General features: G+C 61.8%; 15 protein-coding genes. 11 read left to right on the top strand and 4 right to left on the bottom strand.

The window, feature by feature from the left end; genetic code table 11:
• Nucleotides 1-11: 11 nt before the first annotated feature.
• The 3 genes from KVQ82_RS19905 to KVQ82_RS19895 all read left to right on the top strand — a co-directional run bounded on the left by KVQ82_RS19905 (nt 12) and on the right by KVQ82_RS19895 (nt 4,442).
• Nucleotides 12-446 carry a chemotaxis protein CheY gene (locus tag KVQ82_RS19905; protein WP_222015356.1) on the top strand — a complete coding sequence of 145 codons (435 nt, stop codon included), beginning with the start codon at nt 12-14 and terminating at the stop codon, nt 444-446.
• A 142-nt stretch (nt 447-588) separates the two neighbouring features.
• A complete protein-coding gene (locus KVQ82_RS19900) occupies nt 589-1,215 on the top strand; it encodes a response regulator transcription factor (RefSeq protein WP_108182209.1) in 627 nt (208 codons plus the stop codon).
• 8 nt (nt 1,216-1,223) lie between these two features.
• On the top strand, nt 1,224-4,442 hold the full coding sequence (locus KVQ82_RS19895; RefSeq protein ID WP_222015355.1) for a transporter substrate-binding domain-containing protein: 3,219 nt from the start codon (nt 1,224-1,226) through the stop codon (nt 4,440-4,442).
• A 4-nt stretch (nt 4,443-4,446) separates the two neighbouring features.
• Here KVQ82_RS19895 and dkgB read toward each other — a convergent pair whose 3' ends face one another.
• Nucleotides 4,447-5,250 carry a 2,5-didehydrogluconate reductase DkgB gene (gene dkgB / locus KVQ82_RS19890; RefSeq protein ID WP_222015354.1) on the bottom strand — a complete coding sequence of 268 codons (804 nt, stop codon included), beginning with the start codon at nt 5,248-5,250 and terminating at the stop codon, nt 4,447-4,449.
• A gap of 319 nt (nt 5,251-5,569) precedes the next feature.
• Here dkgB and KVQ82_RS19885 point away from each other — a divergent pair, with 319 nt between their 5' ends.
• The 3 genes from KVQ82_RS19885 (at nt 5,570) to KVQ82_RS19875 (ending at nt 8,624) form a co-directional block, all read left to right on the top strand.
• Nucleotides 5,570-6,436 carry a pirin family protein gene (locus KVQ82_RS19885; RefSeq protein WP_222015353.1) on the top strand — a complete coding sequence of 289 codons (867 nt, stop codon included), beginning with the start codon at nt 5,570-5,572 and terminating at the stop codon, nt 6,434-6,436.
• Nucleotides 6,437-6,643: 207 nt separating this feature from the next.
• Complete coding sequence (locus tag KVQ82_RS19880) at nt 6,644-8,086, top strand: mechanosensitive ion channel domain-containing protein (RefSeq protein ID WP_041070791.1); 1,443 nt, start codon at nt 6,644-6,646, stop codon at nt 8,084-8,086.
• A gap of 97 nt (nt 8,087-8,183) precedes the next feature.
• A complete protein-coding gene (locus KVQ82_RS19875) occupies nt 8,184-8,624 on the top strand; it encodes a carboxymuconolactone decarboxylase family protein (protein WP_027614017.1) in 441 nt (146 codons plus the stop codon).
• A 136-nt stretch (nt 8,625-8,760) separates the two neighbouring features.
• On the opposite strand, the gene KVQ82_RS19870 is transcribed toward KVQ82_RS19875, so the two are convergent.
• Nucleotides 8,761-10,353: a DHA2 family efflux MFS transporter permease subunit gene (locus KVQ82_RS19870; protein ID WP_222015352.1), complete on the bottom strand. Its 1,593-nt coding sequence runs from the start codon at nt 10,351-10,353 to the stop codon at nt 8,761-8,763.
• A complete protein-coding gene (locus KVQ82_RS19865; RefSeq protein WP_222015349.1) occupies nt 10,350-11,471 on the bottom strand; it encodes an HlyD family secretion protein in 1,122 nt (373 codons plus the stop codon). The genes KVQ82_RS19870 and KVQ82_RS19865 overlap by 4 nt, the downstream gene beginning before the upstream one ends.
• Nucleotides 11,472-11,813: 342 nt before the next feature.
• Between KVQ82_RS19865 and KVQ82_RS19860 the strand changes: the two genes are divergently transcribed.
• Together KVQ82_RS19860 and KVQ82_RS19855 are read left to right on the top strand one after the other, a co-directional pair.
• Nucleotides 11,814-13,541 (top strand): ShlB/FhaC/HecB family hemolysin secretion/activation protein, encoded by a 1,728-nt coding sequence (locus KVQ82_RS19860; protein WP_222015347.1) that lies wholly within the window; start codon nt 11,814-11,816, stop codon nt 13,539-13,541.
• 113 nt (nt 13,542-13,654) lie between these two features.
• Nucleotides 13,655-18,124, top strand: a complete 4,470-nt coding sequence (locus KVQ82_RS19855) for a hemagglutinin repeat-containing protein (protein WP_222015346.1) — start codon at nt 13,655-13,657, stop codon at nt 18,122-18,124.
• Nucleotides 18,125-18,262: 138 nt separating this feature from the next.
• On the opposite strand, the gene nhaA is transcribed toward KVQ82_RS19855, so the two are convergent.
• Nucleotides 18,263-19,465, bottom strand: coding sequence for a Na+/H+ antiporter NhaA (nhaA, locus tag KVQ82_RS19850; RefSeq protein WP_222015344.1), 1,203 nt, complete (start codon nt 19,463-19,465; stop codon nt 18,263-18,265).
• A gap of 215 nt (nt 19,466-19,680) precedes the next feature.
• On the opposite strand from nhaA, the gene KVQ82_RS19845 reads away from it, so the two are divergent.
• The 3 genes from KVQ82_RS19845 to KVQ82_RS19835 all read left to right on the top strand — a co-directional run bounded on the left by KVQ82_RS19845 (nt 19,681) and on the right by KVQ82_RS19835 (nt 23,727).
• Nucleotides 19,681-20,181, top strand: a complete 501-nt coding sequence (locus KVQ82_RS19845) for a sigma-70 family RNA polymerase sigma factor (RefSeq protein WP_047295156.1) — start codon at nt 19,681-19,683, stop codon at nt 20,179-20,181.
• Nucleotides 20,182-20,221: 40 nt separating this feature from the next.
• The gene (locus tag KVQ82_RS19840) at nt 20,222-21,205 is read left to right on the top strand and encodes a FecR family protein (protein ID WP_222015342.1); all 984 of its coding nucleotides are present in this window, start codon (nt 20,222-20,224) and stop codon (nt 21,203-21,205) included.
• Nucleotides 21,206-21,303: 98 nt separating this feature from the next.
• Nucleotides 21,304-23,727, top strand: a complete 2,424-nt coding sequence (locus KVQ82_RS19835) for a TonB-dependent receptor (RefSeq protein WP_222015340.1) — start codon at nt 21,304-21,306, stop codon at nt 23,725-23,727.
• The last annotated feature ends 27 nt before the right edge of the window (nt 23,728-23,754 follow it).

Here is a 23,754-nt window from a genome sequence, read left to right as displayed (position 1 = left end):
GGACATCGAGCATGATCAATAAAACCCTGCGCATCCTGATTGCCGATCCGCAGCATTTTCACCGAATGAAAATCGAGCGGCTGTTCAACCATCTCGAATACTTCCGCGTCGCTCCGGTGCAGAGTCTGCTGGAGTTGCTGACGCTGGTGGAATACGGCTGCGAACCCTTCGATGCCGTAGTCATCAATGCCGAACTGACGGCCGGGTCGCTGGACCTGTCGGACTTTTTCCTGAACAACCCGCATGTCCGTCATGTTCTGATCTACAACGAACCTTCGGCCCCGGTGCAGACCCCGGCAGGTTTTGCTCAGGAGAACATGCAGATCAGCCATGTCGCACTGCCCGACCTGGCAGCGATCAAGCACCTGATGGATCGGGTTGAGGGCCCGCCGCAGTGCGCAGCGAATGCCCGGAAACCGGCATCGGCCCTGCAGCGCCGGGCGTGAGCACGGTTTGGCGTTTACTGCAACTGTCAGATCTGACAGGTAGATCCCGCAGGGTTCCCGTGTAACAGTCTTTGCACAGCAGCGGCGTCCGCAGCATCCGACGTCGTGGCACCTTTGTCATGTGGTTGCACGGGGAGCCGTCATGAAGTCAGCGCTGATCGTCGACGATCATCCGGTGGTGCGCGCAGCCGTGAGACTCGTACTCCAGACCGAGCGATTCAAGGAGATTCACGAGGCCGCGAGCGCCAGCGAGGCCCTGGCCCTGAATCGTGAGCACAAACCCAAGCTGGTGATACTCGACCTCAAGTTACCGGGGATCGGTGGCCTGGAGGTGCTGGAACGGCTGAAGGCCATCGACCCCAAATGCAAGGTGCTGATCTTCACCTCTCAGGACCCGCAGTATTATCAGGACCGCTGCCTGCGTGCCGGTGCCTTGGGCTTCGTGGCCAAAACCAACCAGTTGCTGCAATTGCACAAGGCAATTCAGGCGTTGATGTCAGGCTATTCCTACTTTGCGGCGCCGTCTGACAAGGACTATACGTCGACCCCTATGCACCGCAGCGAAAAGCAGATGATCGACGACTTGTCCAATCGTGAGCTGAATATCCTTGAGCAATTGGCCCAGGGCAAAGCCAACAAACTGATCGCCGAAGACATGCACCTGAGCCATAAAACCGTCAGCACCTACAAAACCCGTTTGATGAAAAAACTCGGGATCAACTCGACGGTGCACTTGCGCGAATTCGCCAAACGCAATCATTTGCTCTGAGTGACCTGATGAATCGGCAAGGCTGGTGCTGTGTCCTGTGGTTGAGCATCACGGCCACCTCTTGGGCCGGTGACTCGGCGCAGCACCTGCAACTGTTGCCCCAGGCCGAACTGGACAATGTCCATGTTGCGCTCGATGGGCGTGACCGTCAGTGGTTACGCCAGCATCCGGTCTTGCGCATGGGCGTTTCCGGTGCGGACTATCCGCCGTTCGAAATCACCCGCAATCAACAAGAGTTGGAAGGGCTCACCGCCGATTACGCCGAGCTGCTGGCGCAACTGCTCGGGGTGCGCATCGATGTGCAGCGTTTCGCCAATCGCGAGCAAGTCATGGCTGCGCTGAAACATGGCGAGCTCGACCTGCTCGGCACCTCCAACGGCTTTGAACTCGCCGACCCTGATTTCGTCCTGTCGCGACCCTACGCCGACGATCAGCCGATGCTGGTGACCCGGTTTGACGAAACGTTGTCGGTGGATCTGGCAGGCAAACGCATCGCCATGGTCGAGGATTATCTGCCGCTGGCCAGTGTGCAGGCGTTCTATCCCGAGGCGCAGGTGCTGCGCTATCCCTCGGCGATGGACGCACTGGGGGCGGTGGCTTTCGGTGTCGATGATGGCTATCTCGGCGATCTGATCAGCGCCAATTACCTGATCAACACCAATTATCGCAATGACCTGCAATTGGCCGGGCCGTCCGGGCTGGATGCCAACGCCTTCGGTTTCGCCCTGCGGCGCAGTGAAGTACGCCTCAAACGCATCATCGACAAGGCACTGGTGGCGATTCCCATGGAGCGTCGTCAGCTTATCGAGCAGCGCTGGAGCGCAGGACGCGCGCAGATGGCCGCACAGTCGCGGGTACACCTGAGTGCTAGCGAGCAGGACTGGTTGGCGCAGCACCCGGTGGTGCGGGTGGGGGTGATCGAGGACTTCGCGCCACTGAGTTTTTTTGATGCCGAGGGCCGTTTCAGTGGTCTGTCGGCACAGCTGCTCAACCTGATCAGCCAGCGCACCGGTTTGCAATTCGACGTGGTTCGGGGGCGTTCGCTGGACCGCCAGATCGAACAGCTCAAGGCCGGTGAACTCGACGTGTTGCCGGTGGTGACGCCCAGCAGCGAGCGTGAAGCCGAGCTGCAGTTCACCCGCGCCTATCTGAACAACCCGTTTGTGCTGATCAGTGCGACAACGGCCGGCAGTCCGCGCAGCCTCGACGATTTACAGGACAAGCGCCTGGCGATTTATCGCGGGCATCCGTTGCGCGACTACCTGGTGCGGCGCGTGCCACGAGTCCGACTGGTGGAGGTGCGCAGTCCCGCCGAGGGCATGGAACTGATCGTCAAGGACCAGGCCGATGCGACCGTCAGTTCACTGCTGGTGGCGCGCTTTCTGCTTGCCCGCCAGTACCGCGAGCGTTTGCGCATCACCAACACCGTCGGCGATCAACCGGCACGCATTGCATTGGCGACTGCACCGCAAGCCACGGCGCTGCACACAATGCTGAACAAGGCACTGCTGAGCATCGCGCCGCAGCAGATGGACGAGTTGGTCGAGCGCTGGAGCCATGATGTGGTGGTGGAGGAGAGCTATTGGGTGCGCCACCGCCGCGAGATTGTCCTCGGGTTTGCCGCCGCGGCGGGGTTGCTGGTGCTGGCGCTGGCCTGGATCGGTTTTCAGCGCTGGCAGTTACGTCAGCGTCAGCAATGGTTGCATCAGTTGCAGCAGGCCAAGGAGGCGGCTGACGATGCCAACCGCGCCAAGACGACTTTCCTGGCGACCATGAGCCATGAAATCCGCACGCCGATGAACGCGTTGATCGGCATGCTCGAACTGGCGCTCAAGCGTGCCGAGGAGGGCGTCACTGACCGGTTGGCGATTCAGGTTGCGTCGGGCGCCGGACAGCAACTGCTCGCGCTGATTGGCGATATTCTCGATATTGCGCGCATCGAATCCGGGCAGTTGTCCCTCGCGCCGCAGCGGGCCAACCTGCGCGAACTGGTGGCCTCGGTGTGCCGGGTATTCGAAGGGCTGGCGCGACAAAAGTGCCTGTCATGGCACATCGAGCTGGGGGCGGGCAGTGACGTTGACGTATTGATTGATCCGGTGCGCTTCAAGCAAGTGCTGTCGAACCTGTTGAGCAACGCGATCAAGTTCACCGAGCAAGGCGAGGTCAGCTTGCGGCTATCAGTGCACGCTATGCCGCTTGCAAGCGTGGGCGTGACGGTGGTGATCGAAGACAGTGGCATCGGCATCAGCGAGCATGACCGCCAGCGCCTGTTCAGCCCGTTTGTTCAGGCCGGCAACCCCGGGCAGTCCGCGCGCAGCGGCTCGGGGCTGGGGTTGGTGATCAGCCGTGAGCTCTGCGAAATGATGGGCGGTACGCTGCGCCTTGACAGCGAGCCGGGGCATGGAACAGAGGTCGAGGTCAGTCTGCAATTGCAATCGTTGGCCGCGCTTGCCACCGAGGCTGCAAGCACCGCGGTGGCCGACACGCCGGCGCGCTCACTGAGCGTGCTGGTGGTGGATGACCATCCGGTCAACCGGCTGCTGCTCTGTTGGCAGTTGAGTGAACTCGGCCACCGCACCGTTGATATGGAGGACGGGGAACAGGGGCTGCAACGCTGGCGGGCGCAAGCGTTTGACGTGCTGATCACCGACTGCAACATGCCCCGGCGCAACGGCTACGAACTCGCGCGGGCGATCCGTGGCGAAGAGGCGGCGAGCGGCCGGGCACGGTGTCTGATTCTCGGCTTTACCGCCAATGCGCAGATCGAGGAAAAGGCACGGTGTCTTGAGGCCGGTATGGATGATTGCCTGTTCAAACCGATCCGCCTGGCTGATCTGGCGCTGGCCTTGCAGGGCGCCAGGCACAGCGAAAATGCGGGCGAGCCGAAGCAGCCACGGCCCTTGACCGAACTCGACCTGAGTGCGCTGGAGCAAATGGCCGGTGACGATCATGCGCTGATACAACGTTTGCGAGAGCAAGTCTTGTGCAGTCTGCAGGACGACCTGCAACGGCTGGACGTCGCACGCCGGCCCCTCAATCCGAGTGAATTGCGCACGCTGGCGCATCACATCAAGGGCGGCGCGCAGATGGTCGGTGCCGCGCGAGTGGTGGCAGCCTGTGCGGATCTTGAGCAGGCCTGCCGAGACGCCGAAATCCAAGTGGTCGAGCGCTCGGTCGAGGTGCTGCGCCAGGCCATGCTCAGTCTCGCGCAGCGCCTTCAGAGCTGAACGATCAGTCCCACAGCGGAGCAATGCCTTCCGGGCTGGTCAGGCGCTGGCCGCGCTCCAGTGTGGCGATCAACGCCATGTCGGCGTCGCTCAGGGTCAGCGCCGCAGCACCGAGGTTGCTCTGCAGATTGGCGCGTCGGGTCGACGATGGAATCACCGCGTAGCCCTGTTGCATTGCCCAGGCCAGAGTGACTTGCGCCGGGGTCGCTTGCAGGCGTGCGGCAATCTGCTGGATCAGCGGGTCCTTGAGCACTTCGCCATAGGCGAGGGTCATGTACGAGGTGATCTGGATGCCTTGGCTTTGCGCGAACTCGACCACTTTGCGGTTTTGCAGGTACGGGTGCAGTTCGATCTGGTTGGTGGCGATGTTTTCTGCGCCGACCGCTGCAATCGCCTGTTGCATCAGCTCGATGGTGAAGTTGGAAACGCCGATCTGCCGAGTCAGGCCCAGACGTTTGGCTTCGAGCAGCGCGCCCATGAACTCGGCGACGGGCACTTGATCTTCCGGCGATGGCCAGTGGATCAGCGTCAGGTCGAGGTAGTCGGTCTGCAGCTTGCGCAGGCTTTCCTTGAGGCTGTCGATCAAGCGATCCTTGGCGAAGTTGGCGATCCAGATCTTGCTGGTGATGAACAGCTCTTGGCGAGCAATGCCGCTGGCGGCGATGGCTTGACCGACCTCGGCTTCGTTCTCGTAGATCTGCGCGGTGTCGATGACGCGGTAACCGAGTTCAAGGCCGGTGCGCACCGAATCGATGACCACCTGACCTTGCAGGCGAAACGTACCCAGACCAAAAGCGGGAACAGACATTGATGACTCCAGGGGTGCAGTGGGAATGGGCGGGAGTATCCGCGTCTGCGTTCTTGAGAAAAACCGCTGGGGGGACAAAGCACTGTTGAGCACAAGTCACGAATCTTGCGGGCGCTGCGGCACGCCGCGATCTTTTGATCCTGTTATTAAAATCAAAAGATCGCAGCGTGCCGCAGCTCCTACAGGGCGAGGCGGGGACGCTTTTGGATGAGGACTGTTCTATGAGTGGGACGCTAAGACTGGTTTTTGCCGTCTAGTCCTTCAACCGTCATGGATTTAAGCTTAATTCATTGCGTCACCCACTTTTCTGGAGGCAACCATGAAAAACATCATCGGTATCTACACCAGCCCTCGCGGCCATTGGGTCGGCGATGGCTTCCCGGTTCGCACTCTGTTTTCCTACGACAATCTGGGCAAGCACATCAGCCCGTTCCTGCTGCTCGATCACGCAGGACCTGCGCAATTCACCCCGACCAACGAGCGCCGCGGTGTTGGCCAGCATCCGCATCGTGGTTTTGAAACCGTGACCATCGTCTACGACGGTGAGGTGCAGCACCGTGACTCCACCGGCAGCGGCGGCACCATCGGCCCGGGCGACGTGCAGTGGATGACGGCTGCGTCCGGGATCCTGCATGAAGAGTTTCATTCGGATGATTTCGCCAGAACCGGCGGCAAGCTCGAAATGGTGCAGCTGTGGGTCAACCTGCCGGCCAAGGACAAAATGGCCGCGCCCGGCTACCAGACCATACTCGACGGCGATATTCCGAATATCGCGCTGAAGGACGACGCCGGCAGCCTGCGGCTGATTGCCGGTGAGTTCGATGGGTATACAGGCCCATCGCGCACGTTCACGCCGATCGACGTCTGGGACCTGCGGCTCAATGCCGGCAAGTTGCTGAGCCTGGATCTGCACGAAGGGCGCAACACTGCGCTGGTGCTGTTGAAAGGTTCGGTCAAGATAAACGGTGTGGAAACTGCGGGTGTCGGGCAGTTGGTGCTGTTCGAGCGCGACGGTCGTCAGTTGACTCTTGAGGCCAATGAAGACGCGGTGGTGCTGCTGCTCAGCGGCGAGCCGATCGACGAACCGATTGTCGGCCATGGTCCGTTCGTGATGAACACCGAGCAGGAAATTCATCAGGCATTCGCCGACTTCCAGTCCGGGCGTTTTGGCCAAATGCACGAGTAAATTTCACCCCTGTGGGAGCGGGCTTGCTCGCGAAAGCGCAGTGCCAGTCAATGCGTGTCTGACTGATCCACCGCCTTCGCGAGCAGGCTCGCTCCCACAGGGGTTTTTGGTGTTTTTGCGCGGGCGTTCTGCCTCTGAAATCAATTGCTCCTACACTGAGCCAATCTGTGCGATCTTCTCGCGATTGGCCCGTATCGGAGTGGTTTGATGCTGTCTTTCTTGACCGAACATCCGTTGTTTTGCGCGTTGATCCTGATCCTGCTCGATCTGGGCCTGTGGCGCCTGATCAGTTCCCGTGGCAGCGCGTGGAAGCTGTTGGTGCGGGTGCTGATTTTCAGCCTGTTCAGCGCGGTGCTGTTCAACGAAGGCCTCAACCCGATGGAGCCTGCGCCGTGGGCGGACAACGTGCCGTTGCATCTGGCGGCGACCGGGTTGCAGATCGGTTGGTGGCTGTTTGGCGCACGCACCCTGACCGTGCTGATCGGCGCGGTGATGATGCAGCGCGTCGGGCACACCGGGCGGCTGTTGCAGGATCTGCTCGGTGCGGTGATTTTCCTGATCGCCATTATCGCCGCACTGGCCTACGTGCTGGACTTGCCGGTCAAAGGCGTGCTGGCGACGTCCGGGGCCTTGGCGATCATTGTCGGTCTGGCGTTGCAGAGCACGCTCAGCGATGTGTTTTCCGGGATCGTGCTCAACACCACCAAGCCGTATCAGATCGATGACTGGATTTCGATCGATGGCACCGAAGGCCGGGTCATCGACATCGATTGGCGCGCTACGCGTCTGCAGACCAGCCAGGGCAGCATGGCGGTGATTCCCAACTCGCTGGCGGCCAAGGCCAAGATCATCAACTTCAGCCGGCCGAGCAACATGTTCGGCCTGGCCGTCAGTGTCCAGGTCAGTCCGCATGCCCGGCCCAATACGGTGATCGATGCGCTGGAACGGGCGATGCAGGGCTGCCGTCCGCTGCTGGACAATCCCGCGCCGAGCGTCGCACTGAAAAGCGCCAGCAGCACCGGTGTCGAATACGAAATCAGCGGCTTTGTGTCGTCGATGGACCAGAAACGTCCGGTGCGCAATCAGCTGTTCGATCTGGCTTACCGGCATCTGCAGGCGTCCGGGGTCAATCTGTTGTCGAGTGTCGAACCGATCGTCACCGGCAACCTTTCGCGGCCGCGGGCGCTGCTCGACAGCTCACCGATTTTCTCCACCCTGCGCCAGGAAGAGAAAGACACCTTCAGCCAGAACATGACCCTGCAAACCTTTCGTGCCGGCGAGACGATCCTCGAAGCCGGCGAGGTCAGCGACCATTTGTTCATCATCGAATCCGGCGTGGTCAGCGTGACGTTGACCCGCCATGGCAGCCCGTTCGAATCCGGGCGCATGGGGCCGGGCGAAGTGATTGGCGAGGCCGGGATTCTGTCTGATTCGTCGGTGCCGGCGACCTTCGCAGCAAAAACCTTTTGCGCGCTGTATCGCATCGAGAAGACCTACCTGAAGCCGTGCCTGGATGCCCGCCACGACATCAACGAGGCGATGAAAGCCTTGCTCGATTATCGCCTGCACAAGGCCCAGACCCTGACCCAGGACGTGCCGACCGTGGTGGCGAAAACCGGGTTCCTGCACTGGTTGCGTCAGCGCGTGTGACGCGGTGGTCTACTCGTCTTCCGGGAGATTGGCTATTTGTCCGGGGCAGTGGCGGGACTACCTTAGTCACACATTCACTGGCCCCGGAAACTCAATCATGAAAGCTCGTACCGATTTCTACACCGCCTCCCCAGACGCCCTGAAAGCGATGATCGCCCTGGAAACCGCGGTCTCGAAACTGCCGCTGGAAAAGACCCTGATTGAACTGGTCAAGCTGCGCGCTTCGCAGATCAACGGCTGCGCCTTCTGCATCGACATGCACACCGCCGATGCAATCAAGGGCGGTGAGACCCCGCGCCGGCTGTTCGCGGTGACCGCGTGGCGTGAGGCGCCATTCTTCACCGAGCGCGAACGTGCGGCGCTGCTGTGGACCGAGTCGCTGACTCAACTGAGCCTGACTCACGCGCCGGACGAAGACTATGACATCGTCGCCGCGCAATTCACGCCCAAGGAAATGGTCGACCTGAGCGTGGCGATCAGCACCATCAACAGCTGGAACCGTCTGGCCGTAGGCTTCCGCAAAACCCCGCAGCTCTAACCCCTAACCCCTAACCCCTAACCCCTGTAGGAGCTGCCGCAGGCTGCGATCTTTTGACTTTGATTTTAAAAACAAGATCAAAAGATCGCAGCCTGCGGCAGCTCCTACAGGGGGAGGGGCGTTTCGGAAAGGGTGATCAATGCGCATCCGCACTCGGCGCGGCCGGTGGTTGTACCTTGCGCATCAAGGGCACCATCGCCGTGGCGATGATGAAGCACAGCATGATCATCAAAAAGGTATCGCCGTAGGTCTGGGTCTGCGCCTCGCGGTAAGTCAGCAACCACAGTTGACGCAGGCCGGCGGTGGTCCCGACATCACCGCTCTGGCCCAATGTCGCCAGGTTGCCACCGACCTGCGACAACCACTGATTCAGCGCCTCGTTGCTGCTGTTCAAATGCTCGGCCAGGCGGGTGAAGTGCAGGTTGGTGCGGTCATTGAGAATGGTCGCGCAGGCGGCAATGCCGATGGCCCCGCCCAGATTGCGCATCAGGTTGAACAGCCCCGAAGCGTGCTTCAAGCGTGCCGGTGCCAAGCCTCCCAAGGTCAGCGTCACTGCCGGCGGTACCGCCAGTTGCTGGGCGATCCCGCGCAGCGCTTGCGGCAACATCAATTGGCCGGCGCCCCAGTCGTGGGTGATTGGACTGAACTCCCACATCGATACGGCAAACAAGCCCAACCCAAGCATCATGATCCAGCGCAAATCCATGCGATTGGCGAGAAAGGCGTACAACGGAATCGCCATGATCTGGAACACCCCGGTGGAAAAAACCGCCAGACCAATGTCCAGCGCGCTATAGCCTCGCACCCGGCCGAGAAACAGCGGCGTCAGGTAAATCGTCGCGAACAGACCAATCCCGGTGACGAAGGAAAAGAAGCAGCCGAGGGCGAAATTGCGATCCTTGAGTGCGCGCAGATCGACGATCGGATTGGCCACGTGCAAGGTGCGCCCGATAAAGGCCAGACCCGCCAGACCGCTGATCCACGCCGTGGTCTGAATCGTTTGATCGCTGAACCAGTTCCAGCGCGGACCTTCTTCGAGGGTGTATTCCAGGCAACCGAGAAACAGCGCGAGAAACACCATGCTCAGGTAGTCCGCGCCCTTGAGCAGCGCCAGTTCCGGCTGGTCGATCTTTACCAGCATCGGCACGGCCACGGCCACGAAAATCCCCGGCACCAGGTTGATGTAGAACAGCCAGTGCCATGAGGAAATGTCGGTAATCCAGCCGCCGATTACCGGACCCAGGGTCGGCGCCAGTGACGCCACGGCGCCGATGGTTGCAGCGGCGATCACCCGTTGTTTGCCGGTGAAGAAAAAGAACGCGGTGGTGAACACCAGCGGAATCATCGAGCCGCCGAGAAAGCCCTGCAGCGCCCGAAAGGCGATCATGCTCTGGATGTTCCACGCCACCCCGCAAAGCAGGCTGGCCAGGGTAAAACCGACCGCCGAGGCGCAGAACAGCCAGCGCGTGGAGAACACTCGCGACAGCCAGCCCGACAGCGGGATCACGATGATTTCGGCGATCAGGTAACTGGTCTGCACCCACGCAGTTTCGTCGGTGCCGGCCGAGAGTCCGCCGCCGATGTCGCGCAGCGAGGCCGAGACGATCTGGATGTCCAGCAGCGCAATGAACATGCCGATGCACATCGTCGCGAAGGCGAACACTTTGGTTGCGGTGGCCATGTCGGCGGCGTTGAACGGTTGCGCCGGGGCGGTGAGGGTGGTGCTCATGGTGCGACGGCCACGGCGCTGGATTCAGCGGGCGCGCGGGTGTCGACTTCAGCGGTGACCGACAAGCCTGGCCGCAGATGCCCGAGCACGCCGTCGGCCGGATCAAGCAGAATTCGCACCGGCACCCGCTGGACGATTTTGGTGAAGTTGCCGGTGGCGTTCTCTGGCGGCAGCACGCTGAATTGCGAGCCGGTGGCGGGGGCGAGGCTGTCGAGGCGGCCGTGGAATTCCTGGCCGGAAAGCACGTCGGCGCGGATGCTCACCCGTTGCCCGGGTTTCATCCGCGCCAGTTGGTCCTCCTTGAAGTTGGCATCCACCCACAGACCGCTGGCCGGCACCACCGACAACTGTTGCGACCCCGCCTGGGCATAGGCGCCAACCCGTGCGCGGCGATTGCCGATCACGCCATCAACCGGCGCGCGCAGTTCGGTGTAGCCGAGGTTCAACTGCGCCAGATCACGCTCGGCCCGGGCTTGTTGCAGGGCGGCGCGGACCTGTTGTTTCTGGGTGTCGATCACCGCCAGTTGGCGCTGTGCGGCAAGCAATTCGGCCTGGGCGCGGGCACTCAGGGCCTGGGCGGTCTTGAAGCTGGCGTCGGCGCGTTGGGCGCTTTCCACCGACACGGCATTGCTGCTGACCAGGCGTTTGTAGCGCGCGTTGTCATCCCGCGAGCGGGCGGTTTCGGCACCGGCGGCATCGATGCCGGCGCGGGCCTGGCCGATCACTGCTTGCTGCAGTTGCTCGGTGGCGTCGAGGTTGGCCAGCAGCGCTTCTTCGGCGGCTACTGCGCCTTCGGCTTTGGCGAGGTTGGCGCGGTAATCCCGTGCGTCAAGGCGGATCAGCACCTCACCGGCCTTCACCGATTGGTTGTCGCTGACCAGCACTTCTTCGATGTAGCCGGCAACCTTCGGCCCGATCACCGTGACGTCGCCACCGATGTAGGCATCGTCAGTCTCCTCGAGAAAACGCCCGGTGCTCCACCAATGACTGGCGTACACGCCGACCACGACCAGCGCGATCAGGCCAGAGCCGGTCAGCAGCAGGCGCTTGCGCAATGGCGGTTTGGCGGGAGTGACCGGGGATGACAGGCCGGGCTCGAGGGTGGACATGGCGGTCATGGCGTAATACCTGCGGGAACGAGTAGTTATTACAGCCGTAATATGACGCAAGTAATATTTTGTGGCAATTATGTTTTTGTGCCGGTCGTCAGTTGCTTACCCGGCCTCGGGGTTTGGAGCGGTTTCGATGAATGACAGCCCTGGTAATGCGGGGCAGGTCTTCGAGTACTCGATGAAAGCCCTCGGGGAAACCCTGATGGCCTAGCGTTGAACGCAGCAAAATCAAATGTTTAAGAAATGTAAGCGCTGTAGGAAGCGTCTTGCATTTGTGTAGGAAGGCTCTGACTATCACTCGCATTGATGAAGTGGCATTACGCCATTTCATGCTTGCAAGGATGTTGCGTGCCGTATTTGCTTTGCGCTGTTTCTCGTCGTCGCTTCACGCTTTGCCCGCTGTTGTCGGCCTTTGTGTTGAGTGTGTGTGCCTCCTCGATTCAAGCGGCTGACCCTGTTGCGCCGGGCCAGGAAGTGCTGCGCCAGCAGCAACAGCAACAGCGCGATCTGCAACAACTGCAGCTCGAGCAGCGCAAGCGCCAACTGGAGCGCGGTGCGTTCGGTCCGGCACCGGCCACGCCGGCCATCCCGCAAACCGTCACCCCCGATGAACGCTGCTGGCCACTGAGCGGCACGCGCATCGGCGGCGTTACGCTACTCGACAGCAACAAGCTCAACACGCGGATCAAACCGCTGCTGGCGCCGTGCATGGGCGTCGGCCAGATCAATCATTTGCTGGCGACCATCACCGCGATCTATGTCGAGCAGGGCTACATCGCCAGCCGCCCGTACCTGTTGAGCGCGCCGGCGGCGGGGCAGTCGCTGGACATCATGGTGGACGAGGGCTACATCGAGTCCATCGAACTGGCCGATCAAAGCCTGCCCGTTTCGCTGGGCGGCGCGTTCCCGCACATGCTCGGCCAGCCGCTGAACCTGCGCGATCTGGAGCAAGGCCTCGATCAGTTGAACCGCCTGCGTTCGCTTGACCTGACCGCCGACATCGCCCCCGGCAGCCAGCCCGGCGCGTCGCGAATCATCCTGCGTTCGCGCACGGCCGGGCCGTCGCGCTGGGCGTTGGGGCTGGGCATGGACAACCTCGGCAGCGCCAGCACCGGGCGGGATCGCAACAGCGTCAGCCTGAGCGTCGACAGCCCGTTGCAACTCAACGACCTGCTGAGCCTCAGCGCCAGCGACACGTTGAATCAGGGCGACCGCTACAGTCGCAACGCCAGCCTGTATTACGCGATTCCCTATGGTTACTGGACCTACAGCGCATTCGCCAGCCACGCTGAATATCGCGCGCCGTTCAAACTGCCCAGCGCGATCCTGTACAGCACCGGCATCACCGATCAACTGAGCCTGCGCGCCGACCGCGTGTTGTGGCGCGACCAGAGCCGCCAGCTCAGCGCCAACCTGCAACTGGCACACAAGGACGTCGACAGCTACCTGGAGAATGTTCGCCTGGGCATTCAGAGCCCGACCCTGACCGTGGCCGAAGCCGGGCTCAATCTGTTCTGGCTCGACCGTGCGGTGTGGAACCTCGACTTCACCTACTCGCAAGGCCTGCGCTGGCTGGGCGCTGATGACGATGCCAATCATGCGGTCAACAATTTGCCCAAAGCGCAGTTTCGCAAGTACCGCGCTGGCCTCAGCCAATGGCGCAACGGCCAGTTCGGCGCGCAAGCGTGGCAGTGGCAGAGCCAGCTCAATCTGCAATACAGCCCCGACCCGTTACCGGCCATCGAACAGTTGCTCGGCACCGATGATTCGGCGGTGCGCGGCTATCGGGTCAGCAGCGCATCCGGTGCCAGCGGCGCGATCTGGCGCAACACCTTGCGTCTGCCGCTGCGTAGCGATTGGCCGGTGCAGATCACCCCGCGCGTGGGCCTGGACAACGGCTGGCTCAAGGCCGACCACGGTGCCCAGAGCCAACGCCTGAGCGGCGCCAGCGTCGGGCTGAATCTTGGCTGGAAGAATCTGCAAGTGGACGTCGATTACCAGCGCGCCCTCAACACCCCCAACGGATTGCAGCACGAGCCAGAGATCTGGCTGATGCGCGTGGGGTTGCAGATATGAGCACCACCGAGACTTATCAAGCAGTGAACAAACAGCCGTCGGATCTGAGCGCGACAGCCACGGCCAATACTCAATCGCGCGCCGTGATGCCGTACTTACATGGAGACGTTTTTATGCCAGCACACACCTTTGCATTTCATCTTTCTCCTCGGGGCAAACTGCGCTGGGCGATCGCCAGCCTGTTCTTCGCCGTGCACCTGCCGACCGCTATCGCCGGCGGTGTGGTGGTCGCACCCGGCCCCGGCGGCACCGCGCAATTGCAGACCCAGGGCGGCGTGCCCATCATCAATATCGTCGCGCCCAACGGCTCGGGCCTGTCGCACAACCAGTTCCTCGACTACAACGTCGACCGTCAGGGCCTGGTGCTGAACAACGCTTTGCAGGCCGGGCAATCGCAGCTCGCCGGGCAACTGGCGGCCAACCCGCAACTGCAGGGGCAGGCGGCAAGCGTGATCCTCAACGAGGTGATCAGCCGTAACCCTTCGGCGATCAATGGCGCCCAGGAAATCTTCGGCCGCGCCGCCGATTACGTGCTGGCCAACCCCAACGGCATCTCGGTGAACGGCGGCAGTTTCATCAACACGCCGAACGCCAGTCTGCTGGTCGGTCGTCCTGAATTGAACGACGGCAAACTGCAAGCACTGAACACCCGCGATGCCAGCGGTCAGTTGCAGATTCAGAGTGGCGGCCTGCGTAATGCCGAGGGTTCGGTCAACCTGATCGCCCCGCGTATCGACAGCCAGGGCCGCATCGACGCCCGCGATCAACTGAACCTCACGGTCGGACGCAATCAGGTCGATTACGCCAGCGGTCAGGTAAAAACCGTGGACCCGGCGGGCAACACCACCGATCAACGTATCGACGCCAGCCTGTTCGGTGCGATGCAGGCCGGGCGCATCAACATCGTCAGCACCGCCGAAGGCGCGGGCGTGCGTGTGGGTGCGGTACAAGTGGCCGGGCGTGACGGCGTGCAGATCCGTTCGGCTGGCGACCTCAGCGTCAGCGGTGAAGCGATCCCCAACAGCCTCGACGTGACCCGTGCCGGCATTCGCAGCAGTCAGGGCGATGTCGGCCTGCACAGCGGCAACGACCTGACATTGGCCGCCACCGACGTCAGTGGTCGCGATGTCAGCGTCAATGCCAAGCGCAACCTGACCTTGAGTACCGTCGAAAGCCGCAAGCTTCAGGAAAAACGCGAAAACTGGAGCAACAGCACCATCGGCATCACTTGGGAAACCTACGACCGCACCCAGACCGACAGTGAAACTCGCCAGCACGGCAGCCAGATCGTCGCCAGCCGCGATGCGAAATTGTCTTCCGGCAAAGACACCGAACTCAAAGCCGCCAAGGTTGAAGCGGCGAAAAATCTCGATGTGCACAGCGGCGGTGATCTGCGCCTGACTGCGGCCACCGAAAGCCACACTCAGACCGATCAGGGCAACCATCGCAAGCATTTGTGGAAGGCTGACTGGAACAACAGCAGCGAAGAGCAGCGCAGCCTCGGCAGCCAGTTGCAGGGTGGCAATATCGCGCTGCAAACCGCCGCGTTGTTGCGTTCCGAAGGCGCCGAACTGAACAGCGCCGGCGATGTGAAACTGGCGGGTAAGCAAGTGGACGTCACCACCGCCACGCGCACCAGTCGCAGTAATAACAACAGCTACTCCGGCGACCTGGTTGGCGGCGGATTCTTCGGCAAGACCGGCGACGCCGACAAGGGCCAGACCCGGCATCAGGGCAGCAAAATCAATGCGGCCGGCAAACTGATCGTCAAGGCTGACGACGTGCGCATCAGCGGCAGCCAGGTCCGTGGCGGCACCGAGGCCAGCGTGATCAGCGATCAGGGTTCGCTGGTGATCGACGGCGTGCAGGACACCTCGCACAGCAACAACCACGACAAGGACAGCAAGTTCTTCGGCATCAGCAAGGACGAGTCGCGGCAGAATTCCAGGGACAGCACCACGGTGCGCAGCGAGCTGGTTTCCGACAGCAACCTCAAGCTCAAAAGCGCCAAGGACATCGAAGTGGCCGGTTCCACGGTCAAGGCTGGCGGCGCGCTGATGGCGGACGCTGCCGGTGATGTGAACGTGCATTCCACGCAGAACAGCCACGACAGCAGTTCGACCACCGAGACCCGTGGCTTCGATGCCTACGCCAAAGAGCAAACGCCGGAGCAATACCGCGCCGGGGTGCACTACGAAGACAAGCAGCAGACCGTCACCCGCAACGACGTCAACCAGCAAGGTTCGAGCCTCAGCGGCGGCACCGTGCAAGTGAAGGCCGGCGGCGATCTGACGATCAAGGGCGGTGAAGTCAAATCCACCGCTGGCGACACCACGCTGGGCGGCAAAAATGTGTCGTTGCTGGCCGAACAGGACAGCCACAAAACTTCGACCGACACCTCCAGCACCGGCGGCGGTTTCTACTACACCGGCGGCCTCGACCGTGCCGGCAGTGGCGTCGATTTTGCCCACAGCACCACGCAAGACAGCAGCAGCAAAACCACCGCGCAAACCACCAACGTGCAGAGCAGCGGCGGCTTGACCCTCAACGCCGACAAGCTGGTGACCGAAGGCGCGCAGGTCAAGGCTGGCAACAGTCTGAACGTCGCGGCCAACGAGATCGACAACCGCGCGGCAAGCAACACCGAAAACAGCAGCCATAACCAGAGCACCTGGTCGGCGGACATCGGCGCCAATGTCGAGTACAAGGACATCGCCCGCCCGATTGCCGGTGCGGTCAAGGATGTGCTCAACGGCAAGGTGCCGGACAAGGAAGGCCTGAGCAATCTTGGCCAGCCGAACGTCGGCCTCGACGTGGCGATCGGTCACGCCAGCGCCGACAAGACCGAGCAGAGCAGCAACGCGGTAGTCAGTCGTTTCGATGGCGGCAGTGTCGACGTGAAAAGCGCCGGCACCCTGCGTGACCAGGGCACTCAGTACAGCGCGAGCAACGGCAAGGTCAACATCAACGCCGACACACTGGTTGCCGATGCCGCGAGCAACACTCACAGCAGCACCGATAATTCAGTTGATGCCAAGGTCGACGTGCGCGTTTACACCAAGACCGGCGAAGACGTGAACGTCGCCGGCAGCGGTGCGGGCGGCAACAGCTACAGCAGCAAGGACAGCAACACCGCAGTGGTCGGCGGGTATGCCGGCAATCAGGGTGTGAACATCAACGTTGGCGCAGATGCGCAGTTCGCTGGCAGCCGTTTTGACGGCGGGCAGGTCGGGGTGAACATCAAGACCGGCGGCGATCTGGCGCTGAATCAGGCCAATGATCGCCAGAGCAGCAGCGACTCCAGCCTGCGCGGCAACGGCTCGCTGACGGTCGGCACCTTGCCGGGCACCGACGGCACCAACGTCGACCTCGGCGCAGGCTTCCAGCTCGATCACACCGGCAAGCAGACCACTGACACTCAGGCTCATGTGGCGAGCATCAGCGGCATTGGCCCGGTGCAACTGAGCAGCGGTGGCAATCAGGTCCAGCAAGGCACGCAGATCGACAGCGCCGGCGGCATTGAGCTGCACGCTGACGGCAAACTCGATCTGCAAGCGGCCGTTGATACGCACACGGCAACCGGCAGCAATCTCGGCGGCGGTTTGAAGGGCGGCGGCAGCAAATCCAGCAGCGAGAAGAGTCGCGATCAGGGCGCTAATCTGAGCGGTAACTTCAACATCGGCCGGATCAACGAACACTCGCAAACCCTGACCGGTGGCCAGCTCAACAGCCAGAGCCAAATCGCCTTGAGCGGTGACGCGGTGCACCTGCAAGGCACGCAAGTCAGCGCGCCGAACATCAGCATCGATGCGCAGAAGGGCGGTTTGGTTCAGGAGTCGGCGCAGTCCACCGAGACGCGCAACAACTGGAACGTTGCGCTGAATGCCGGCGGCAACCTGAGCAGCAAGACCCCGACCGCCGCCGATGAACAGGCCAGCAGCGACCACGGCTTCAACGCCGGGGCCAAGGTCGGCGTCGATTACCTGCAAGGCACCACCCAGCAGAACAGCCAGATCAAGGCTGACAGCGTGGTCCTCAACAGCGCAGGCGATGCACAACTGTCGGGCGCACGGATCGACGCGAAAAATGTCAGTGGCAAGGTTGCCGGTGACCTGACTGTCGACAGCCGTCAGGACTCGAAGACGCAAGCCAAGGTCGATGTCGATCTGGGCCTTGCCGCGAAGAAGAACCCGCCGAGTGACAAGGAAAAACTCGCCGGCACCGACTACAAACCAACGCTGAAAGCGCAGGGCGAATACGCGCACAAGGACAGCGTGGCGCAGGCGTCCGGCATCGGTGGCAATCAGGGTGTGAACCTTGCGGTGGGCGGTGCGACACAGTTGACCGGCGCGCGGATTTCGGCGACTGAAGGCAAGGTGGACCTGGGCGGTTCGAAGGTCGGTAGCAGCGACTTGGTCAATCTTGAATACGGCGTGAAAGCCGGACTGGACCTGCCGCAGAAAACCGAGGAGAACGCACCGAAGGTGTCGTTCGAAAACGGCAATCTGAAAGTCGGTCCGGTAACCCTGAGCGGCAATCTGGACAGCCAGACCCTACAGGCCGGGATCGACGAAAAAGGCTGAGCAGCACCGCTGTAAAAACTGTGGGAGCGGGCTTGCTCGCGATAGCGTCAGTTCAGTCAGCGAAGCTGTTGACTGAACCGGTGCCTTCGCGAGCAGGCTCGCTCCCACATTGTTTTTTGTTTCGATGAGACTTTGAGGTCAGTTCGAAGCCTTCGCTTTACCCGCATTCATCAGCACAACCACCGCTAGCAGCGCCGACAGGATCGAACCCAGCAACACACCGACCTTCACCGAATCGACCAGATGCGGCGCGCCCGGAAAGGCCAGTGCGCCAATGAACAGGCTCATGGTGAAGCCGATCCCGCAGAGCAGGGCGACGCCGTACAGCTGCAGCCAGCTCGCGCCTTGCGGCAGTTGTGCCAGACCACTGCGAATCGCCAGGGCGCCGAGGCCGAGGATACCGATCTGCTTGCCGAACAACAGGCCCAGCGCCACGCCCAGTGGTACCGGCTCAAGCAGGTTGCTCGGAGAAATGCCGGTCAGCGACACACCCGCGTTGGCGAAGCCGAAAATCGGCACCACAGCGAATGCCACCCACGGATGCATTTTTTCTTCGAGGTAGAGCAGCGGCGAGTTGTGCTCGTCTTCGGGATTTCCCAGCGGAATGCACAGGGCCAGAATCACCCCGGCGAGGGTCGCGTGGATCCCCGATTGCAGCATGAAGAACCACAGCAGGGCGCCGGCGATCAGGTATGGCCAAAGCTTTCTGACCCCGCAGCGGTTGAGGATCACCAGCAGTGCAATCACCGCCAGCGACGCCAGCAGCATGCTTATCGACAGGCCGCTGGTGTAGAAAATCGCGATGATCACCACCGCGCCCAGGTCATCGAGGATGGCCAGCGCCGAGAGGAAGATTTTCAGCGACACGGGCACCCGTTTGCCCAGCAGCGACAGCACGCCCAAGGCGAAGGCAATGTCGGTGGCGGCGGGGATCGCCCAACCGCTCAGGGTCTGTGGATTGCCCCAATTGATCGCAACGTAGATCAAGGCCGGGACCAGCATCCCGCCCAGTGCGGCAAAGCCCGGCAGCGCGCGCTGCCCCCAGGTCGACAACTGACCGGCGAGCATTTCGCGCTTAATCTCCAGGCCCACCAGCATGAAGAAGATCGCCATCAGGCCATCGTTCACCCAATGCTCGATCGACAGACCAGCGACTTTGATGTGCAGGGTCGAGAAGTAGGTGGCTGCCCAAGGCGAGTTGGCGACCAGCAGCGCGGCGAGGGCGGCGGCCATCAGGATCAGGCCACCGGCGGACTCGGCAGCGAAGAATCGGGTGAGAAAGGCCAAAGCAGACGGCGACTGCTGACGGGCAGCCTGCAGGCGTGACGGATCGTGGCTCATAGGCACGGGAACTCCGCGCGGCGGCCCGACCTGCGCTGAATTAAACCTGCCCTGCCGCGTTGTTGCGGTGGCACCCGGGCGGCATTTTACACAATAGGTGGGGGAAGGCGCGGTTTTACTGACGATTACCCTTGAATCGAGCGTTTCCAAGGAATGAATTGCCGGGCTTAATAGGAAGCATTACTATTCACGCCTCTTTCCCCCAGCACGCTGTCATGAACCCCATGCTGCCCCGCAGACCCGGCTTTTTCGAGCATTACGAAGAGTTGATCGGCACCTGGACCCGGCGCCTGCGCAATCGCGCGCAGGCCGAGGATCTGGCGCACGACACCTTTGTGCGGGTGCTCGAATCCGATTCGGCAGCGGTGCAGCAGCCACGGGCGTATCTGCACCAGACCGCACGCAATATTGCGGTCGACGGTTATCGGCGTGAGGATCGGCGGGAAGCCATGGAGTCGCAGGCGATCGATCACAGTGTGTCGTCCACCGGCGACCCGGAGCATTATATGCAGGCGATCCAGTTGGCCGACTCCATCGAACGGGCGCTGCAGGAATTGCCGCTCAATTGTCGGAGGATTTTCGTCTGGCAGAAGATCGAAGGGCTGACTCAGGCAGAAATCGCCGAACGCCTGGGACTGTCCAGGAACATGGTCGAAAAATATATGATTCGCACCCTGCGGCATCTGCGCGACCGTCTCGACGGCATGCAGTCATGAGCGACCACCGCTTTTCATCCTCAGCCCGACAGGACATTCCATGATGGATACCCGTGATTGCGCGTGCGGGCAAACAACGGTGCGCGATGAAGCGGCACGCTGGTTTGTGCGTTTGCAGGAACCGCTGATCAGTGCCGACGAGCAGCAGCGCTTCGACGCTTGGCTGAACCAGCACCCGCAGCACCGTGACGAATTCCAGTTGCTGCAAGGTCTGTGGACAGCCGCCGATCTGTTACCGGCGCCACGCCTCAAGGCGCTTGTTGAAACACCGTCAACCCGCCGCGAGCGACGTCCTTTACTGCGTTATGCCGTGGCCGCCAGCGTGTTGGCGGTGGCGCTCGGGCTCGGTCTGTTCAGTGGTTTGAATCATCCGGGCGGCTATCACGCCGAGTTCGCCACGGCGTTGGGCGAACGCAAGCACGTGGCGTTGCCGGACGGTTCAGTGATTGATCTGAACAGCCGCAGCCGTCTGCAGGTGCGTTTTGAGCAGGATCGACGACTGATCGAATTGAGTGAAGGCGAAGCGATGTTCAGCGTTCAGCACGACACCGCGCGCCCGTTCGTGGTTGAGGCTGGCAGCGGCAAGGTCACGGTCACCGGCACGCGTTTCGATGTGCGCCGCGATCTTGCGCAAACCCGGGTTGCGGTGGAGCAGGGCACGGTCAAGGTGCAGGGGCGCAATGCACCGGACAATGCTTTCATCAACCTCACCGCAGGCCTCGGCACCCATGTCGACGCCGAGGGCAAAGTCGCTGCGGCCTATGCGGTCAACCCCGTCGAACTGACGGCCTGGCGCAGCGGCAAACTGGTGTTCAACAACGCCAGCCTCAGCGAAGTGGTGGCGGAGGTTTCGCGTTATCGCGACAAACCGCTGAAGGTCGCCAACGCGACGGTGGCCAACCTGCGCTTGACCAGTGTGTTCAAATCCGACAACACCGACGCCTTGCTCAAGGCCCTGCCAAACATCCTGCCGGTGGCCGTGCGCACCCTGGCCGACGGCAGTCAGGAAATAATTTCAAAATAGCATTCAGGTTTTTTTCGAGTTCATCGTCTTCCTGTTCAACTGCAACTGGTTTGCATTAACAGACGCACACTCTTGCGATCCACAGGACTACGTTCGACGTGAAAAACACCTCAGCCCACAACAAAAAATCCCCTTGGCTGCCGCTGGCTCTCGCGCTGGCGGTCAATGCCGCCGTGCCGCTGGCCTTCGCCGCTGAAGCCATTCACATCCGCGCCCAGCCGCTGGGCCAGGCCCTGAGCGAACTCGGCCAGCAAACTTCGCTGCAGGTTTTCTTCAGCCCGGATCTGGTTGCTGGCAAACAGGCACCGGCGGTCGACGGCAACCTTTCCCCCGAGCAGGCGCTGCGTCAGTTGTTGCAGGGCAGCGGCCTGGAGTATCAGATCAACGAAGGCTCGGTGACCCTCGCACCGGCCGCGACCGCTGCCAACAATGGCCCGCTGGAGCTGGGCGTGACCGACATCAAAGTGGTCGGCGACTGGCTCGGTGACGCTGATGCCGCGGTGGTGCAGAACCACCCGGGTGCGCGTACGGTGATCCGCCGCGAAGCCATGGTCGAGCAGGGCGCGATGAACGTCAGTGATGTGCTCAAGCGCGTGCCCGGCGTGCAGGTGCAGGACTCCAACGGCACCGGCGGCAGCGACATCGCGCTGAACGTTGGCGTGCGTGGCCTGACTTCACGACTGTCGCCACGCTCCACGGTGTTGATCGACGGCGTGCCGGCCGCGTTCGCACCGTACGGCCAGCCGCAACTGTCGATGGCGCCGATCTCTTCCGGCAACCTCGACAGCATCGATGTGGTGCGTGGCGCCGGTTCCGTGCGTTATGGGCCGCAGAACGTCGGCGGCGTGATCAACTTCGTCACCCGCGCCATCCCGGAAAAAGCCACCGGGGAAATCGGCACTACCCTGGAAACCTCCCGTTACGGCGGCTGGAAACACATCGACACGGCATTCCTCGGCGGCACCGCCGACAACGGCATGGGCGTGGCGTTGTTGTATTCCGGGGTCAACGGCAACGGTTACCGCGAGCGCAACAACGGTAACGACATCGACGATGTGCTGCTCAAGACCCATTGGGCGCCAACCGATCAGGACGATTTCAGCCTCAACTTCCATTACTACGACGCCAGCGCCGACATGCCTGGCGGTCTGACGCAGAAGCAGTACGACGACAAGCCGTACGACTCGGTGCGCGACTACGACAACTTCAGCGGTCGGCGCAAAGACGTGTCGTTCAAGTGGATTCGCCAGATCGACGAGCGCACTCAGGCAGAAATCCTCACCTACTACACCGACAGCTTTCGCGGCAGCACCATCGCCGCCCGCGACCAGAAAACCCTCAGCTCGTACCCGCGTTCCTACTACACCCTCGGTGTCGAACCGCGTGTGTCGCGGGTGTTTGACGTCGGCCCGACCACGCAGGAAGTCAGCGTCGGTTATCGCTACCTGAAAGAGGCGATGCACGAACAGTCGAGCCGTCTGGCGCTGGTCAATAATCAGCCGGTGGTCACGCCGACGTCCGACGGCCATGTGTTCCAGGACCGCACCGGTGGCACCGAGGCCAACTCGGTGTATGTCGACAACAAGATCGACGTCGGCAACTGGACCATCACTCCGGGCATTCGCTTCGAACACATCAGCACCGACTGGCATGACCGCGCCGTGCTCGATACTTCGGGCAAACGCGTGCCGGAGAAAAACCGCAGCATCGAGAGCAATGAACCGCTGCCGGCGCTGAGCGTGATGTATCACCTGTCGGATGCATGGAAACTGTTCGCCAACTACGAAACCTCGTTCGGCAGCCTGCAGTATTTCCAGCTCGGCCAGGGCGGCTCGGGTGACCAGACCGCCAACGGCCTGGAGCCGGAAAAAGCCAAGACTTACGAGATCGGCACACGCTACAACGATGATGTGTGGGGCGGGGAAGTGACGCTGTTCTACATCGACTTCGATGACGAGCTGCAATACATCAGCAACGATGTCGGCTGGACCAACCTCGGCGCGACCAAGCATCAGGGCATCGAAGCGTCGGTGCATTACGACATGGCCGCGCTCGATCCACGCCTTGACGGGCTGACCGCCAACGCCGGTTTCACTTACACCCGCGCGACCTACGAAGGCGAAATTCCGGGCTTCAAGGGCCGTGATCTGCCGTTCTATTCGCGGCAGGTGGCGACCGTGGGCTTGCGCTACGACGTCAATCGCTGGACCTACAACATCGACGGTTTTGCCCAGTCCAAACAGCGCTCACCGGGTACCGGGGTCAACGCCGATGGCAGCTTCAACGGTAACTACATCACCGAAGGCACGGCGGACGGGCAGTATGGCGACATCCCGGGTTACGTGACCTGGAACGTGCGCGGCGGTTATGACTTCGGGCCGCAAGTGTCGAATCTGAAACTGGGTGCCGGGGTGAAAAACGTCTTCGACAAGCAGTACTTCACCCGCTCCAGCGACAACAATTCGGGGATGTATGTCGGCGCGCCGCGTACGTTCTTCGTGCAGGCCAGTGTAGGTTTCTAAGGCGCTGTTGTGGCTGAACCGGTTTCA

This window comes from Pseudomonas sp. AO-1 (assembly GCF_019775695.1).
Classification (GTDB): domain Bacteria; phylum Pseudomonadota; class Gammaproteobacteria; order Pseudomonadales; family Pseudomonadaceae; genus Aquipseudomonas; species Aquipseudomonas parakoreensis.
Note: the sequence above shows the minus strand (reverse complement) of the source record. Positions and strands in the feature narration are given on the sequence as shown.